Below are 3,920 nucleotides of genomic sequence, written 5' to 3' on the forward strand. Positions count from 1 at the left end.
GGCTGAACCGCCACGTGGCTTTCCGCCGTTCGCCGCTTGCCACGGGGACGCAGCTTTTCCGCTACCTCCTCTCCGTCGCCGGCTCGGTGGTGGTCAATTATCTCTTCCTGAAATTCTTCGTCGAGTTGTGCGGGTTTTGGGCGACGCCTTCGCAAATGATGGCCTCGCTGGGGACGATGGTGTACAGCTATCTGGCTGCCAAGTATTTCACCTTTCGCAACGCCGTCCGCGAATAACCGCGGGGCCGGGCGTGTCAGCCTTTCCGGTTCTCCTCCTTGAGTTTCTGCAGTTCGTACATCCTGTCGCGGAATTTCGCGGCGGCGAGGAAGTCGAGCGATTTGGCCGCACGTTCCATGTCTTCGCGCGCCTTGTCGATCAGCGTGTCGATGTTCTCGCTTGCGGCATAGGTTCTCTGTACGTCCGCGGCGGCCATGTAGTGGTCTTCGGCGAGCGGGTAGCTCGCCGCTATTTCCGGGACGTCGGTGCGCGCGGAGAGCAGGGTGCTTTGCCCCGTGCCGCTCTTCTGCGCCCGGCGCGGCAGCATGCCGTGCTCCATGTTGTAGCGCACCTGTTTCTCGCGCCGGCGGTTGCTCTGCTCGATGGCGAAGCGCATGGAGTCGGTGCAGGTGTCGGCATAGAGGATCACGTTGCCCTGTGAATGGCGCGCGGCGCGTCCCGCGATCTGCGTCAGCGACCGCACGTTGCGCAGGAAACCCTCCTTGTCGGCGTCGAGGATCGCCACCAGCGCCACTTCGGGCAGGTCGAGGCCTTCGCGCAGCAGGTTCACGCCCACCAGCACGTCGAACATTCCGGCCCGCAGGTCTTCCAGAATCTGGATGCGTTCCAGCGTATCCACGTCCGAGTGGATGTAACGGTTGCGCACGCCCACCCGGTCGAAATATTTCGAAAGTTCCTCGGCCATGCGTTTGGTGATGGTCGTCACGAGCACCTTGTCGTCGTCTTTCACGCGCTTGTCGATCTCCTCCAGCAGGTCGTCGATCTGGTTGGCTGTGACGCGCACCTCGAGCGGCGGGTCGACCAGCCCCGTGGGGCGGATCAGCTGTTCGACGATCACGCCTTCGCTCTTCATCAGTTCGTAGTCGGCGGGCGTGGCGCTCACGTAGATCGACGTGCCCTGCAACTGCTCGAACTCGGCGAAGGTCACCGGACGGTTGTCCTTGGCCGCCGGGAGTCGGAATCCGTACTCCACGAGGTTTTCCTTGCGGGCGCGGTCGCCGCCGTACATGGCGTGTACCTGCGGCAGCGTGACGTGGCTTTCGTCTACGACGAGCATGTAATCCTTCGGGAAATAGTCAATCAGGCAGAAAGGGCGCGTGCCCTCGGCGCGGCCGTCGAAATAACGCGAGTAGTTCTCGATGCCGGGGCAGTACCCCAACTCCTTGATCATCTCGACGTCGTATTCCACGCGCTGCTTGATGCGCTGCGCCTCCGTCGTGCGTCCGGCACGCTCGAAGAATTCGATCTGCCTGCCCAGATCCAGGTATATCTGTTGTACGGCGCAGTTGATGCGCTCCTTGGTGGTTACGAAGAGGCTCGTGGGGTAGAGCGTCAGGTTGTCGAGCGAGTGGATACGCTGCCCCGTCGCGGGGTCGATGGTCTGGATGGCCTCGACCTCGTTGTCGTAGAACATTACGCGGAAGCACTGGCTGCCGAATTCGCCGAAGGCCGCCATGATGTCCACCGTGTCGCCGTTGACGCGGAACGTCGCCGGTTCCAGGTCGCGTTCGGTGCGCGTGTAGAGCGCTTCGACCAGCTTGTAGAGGAAATGCTTGTAGCTGACGACCTGCCCGACCCGGATGTTGATGGCCGTGGCATGGAAATCCGCCGGGTTGCCGGCGCCGTAGAGGCACGATACGCTCGATACGACGATCACGTCGCGGCGCCCCGACAGCAGCGTGGCTACGGTGCGCAGGCGCAGTTTCTCGATCTCGGCGTTGATCGAAAGGTCTTTTTCGATGAAGGTGTCCGTCGAGGGGAGGTAGGCCTCCGGCTGGTAATAGTCGTAGTAGGAGACGAAATACTCCACGGCGTTCTCCGGGAAGAAATTGCGGAACTCGCCGTAAAGCTGCGCCGCGAGCGTCTTGTTGTGGCTCAGGACGAGCGTCGGGCGGTTCAGCTGCGCGATGACGTTGGCCACGGTGAAGGTCTTTCCCGCGCCTGTCACCCCCGTGAAGGTCTTTCCCGAGCCTGTCACCCCCAGCAGGGTGTTATGTTTGGAGCCGTGCCGGATCGAGCCGACGAGCTGTGCGATCGCTTCCGGCTGGTCGCCCATCGGGGCGTAATCCGATACCAACTTGAAATCCATGGTGCAAAAGTAGGTAAAAAAAACGGTATGGTGAAATGTCGCCCCGGTTTGGCCAAGGCGGAGCGTCTGTTTTGAAACGTACCGGGGACAGTTAAAATTGTCCCGCCACGCCATATCCCTGGTAATAATGTATAGCTTTGTGCCGATAGATCGTGTGCAACGTATGAAGCTGTTCGAAAGCGAAGGCTGGAAGTCGTTCCGGCTCAATTCCCTGGCCGTGATCCTGGGTGTCGTCATTACGTTCGGGGGCGGGCGGCTTATTACGAACTGCCAGAAACGGCAGGATGCCCGGGAGATTGTCGGGCTGTTCAAGTCCGATGTGCTGCGCCACCTCGATATGTCGGAAGGGGTGATCGCCGATTTTACGACCGAGATGTATGCCATGCGGCAATGTGCCGCCGCATCCGGCCGCGGGGAGTTGGACAAGGTGCACGAAGATACGCTCCGCTGCGCCCTGAGCTTGTTTTTCTCCGTGCACGGGAAAATCAGGAGTGCTGCTTCCGCTGCCAGATGGATGACACGCTCGGTTCCGGGTTCATCACCCGAGGCTTGGTGCCTGCCTGCGGATTGAACGAGGCCATCCGCGCCGAGCTGGAAGACATCAGGACGGTTGGGTACTGATCTTCTCCGCCCGGCAAAAACTTTTTGCACCCCGCTAAGGGTTGGGGAATTATTGCTATCTTTGCAGACATGATCGACAGGGAAACAGTAGACCGCATTTATGCAGCCGCCAATATCGTGGATATTATCGGCGAGTACGTCACGCTCAAGCGCAAGGGCGTGAACTACCAGGCCTGCTGCCCGTTCCACAACGAGAAAACCCCGTCGTTCGTCGTGTCGCCCTCGAAGGGGGTATATAAATGCTTCGGCTGCGGCAAAGGCGGCAATGCCGTCACGTTCCTGATGGAGCACGAGAACATCACCTATCCCGAAGCCCTGAAGATGGTGGCCAAACGCTATGGCATCGAAGTCAAGGAGAAGGAGATGTCCGAGGAAGAGGTGCGCCGCAACGACGACCGCGAGTCGATGTTCGCACTCAACGGCTGGGCGGCCGATTATTTTGCCAACTACCTCCATCACGAGACTGAGGGGATGAGCGTGGGCATGGCTTACTTCCGCCAGAAACGCGGCATGACCGACGCCACGATCAAGAAGTTCGGCCTCGGGTTCTGCCCCGCGCGCGGCGACCGGATGTCGAAGGATGCGCTGGCGGCGGGATATAAAAAGGAGTTCTTGGTCTCTACCGGCCTTTCGCTCGAACGCGAGAGCGACGGTTCGCTCTACGACCGCTTCCGCGACCGGGTGATTTTCCCCGTACATAACATTTCGGGGCGCATCGTCGCTTTCGGCGGCCGTACGCTGCGTACCGACAAGACCGTTGCCAAGTACCAGAATTCGCCCGAGAGCGAGATATACAGCAAGAAACGTGAGCTGTACGGACTCTATTTCGCCAAGAAGGCGATCCAGCAGCTCGACTTCGCCATCATGGTCGAAGGCTATACCGATGTGATTTCGATGCACCAGGCGGGTGTCGAGAACGTCGTTTCGTCGTCCGGGACATCGCTCACGACCGAGCAGATACGCCTGCTGAACC

3 protein-coding genes and 1 pseudogene (1 of these 4 running past the window's edge) are annotated in these 3,920 nt (G+C 60.2%); 3 read left to right on the forward strand and 1 reads right to left on the reverse strand.

Annotated features, from left to right (window positions below):
- Window positions 1–236, forward strand: a 236-nt coding sequence (locus QVP03_RS11265) for a GtrA family protein (protein WP_288210783.1), incomplete at its 5' end; no start/stop codon positions are given.
- Window positions 237–253: 17 nt separating this feature from the next.
- Here QVP03_RS11265 and uvrB read toward each other — a convergent pair.
- Window positions 254–2,326, reverse strand: coding sequence for an excinuclease ABC subunit UvrB (uvrB, locus tag QVP03_RS11270; protein ID WP_022333526.1), 2,073 nt, complete (start codon window positions 2,324–2,326; stop codon window positions 254–256).
- Between the two features lie 163 nt (window positions 2,327–2,489).
- Here uvrB and QVP03_RS11275 point away from each other — a divergent pair, with 163 nt between their 5' ends.
- Complete coding sequence (locus QVP03_RS11275) at window positions 2,490–2,897, forward strand: hypothetical protein (RefSeq protein WP_055204314.1); 408 nt, start codon at window positions 2,490–2,492, stop codon at window positions 2,895–2,897.
- 119 nt (window positions 2,898–3,016) lie between these two features.
- Window positions 3,017–3,920, forward strand: a pseudogene (gene dnaG, locus QVP03_RS11280) (DNA primase) (it continues 1,099 nt past the right edge of the window).

The organism is Alistipes sp. CAG:29, from assembly GCF_000435435.1.
Classification (GTDB): Bacteria; Bacteroidota; Bacteroidia; order Bacteroidales; family Rikenellaceae; genus Alistipes; species Alistipes onderdonkii.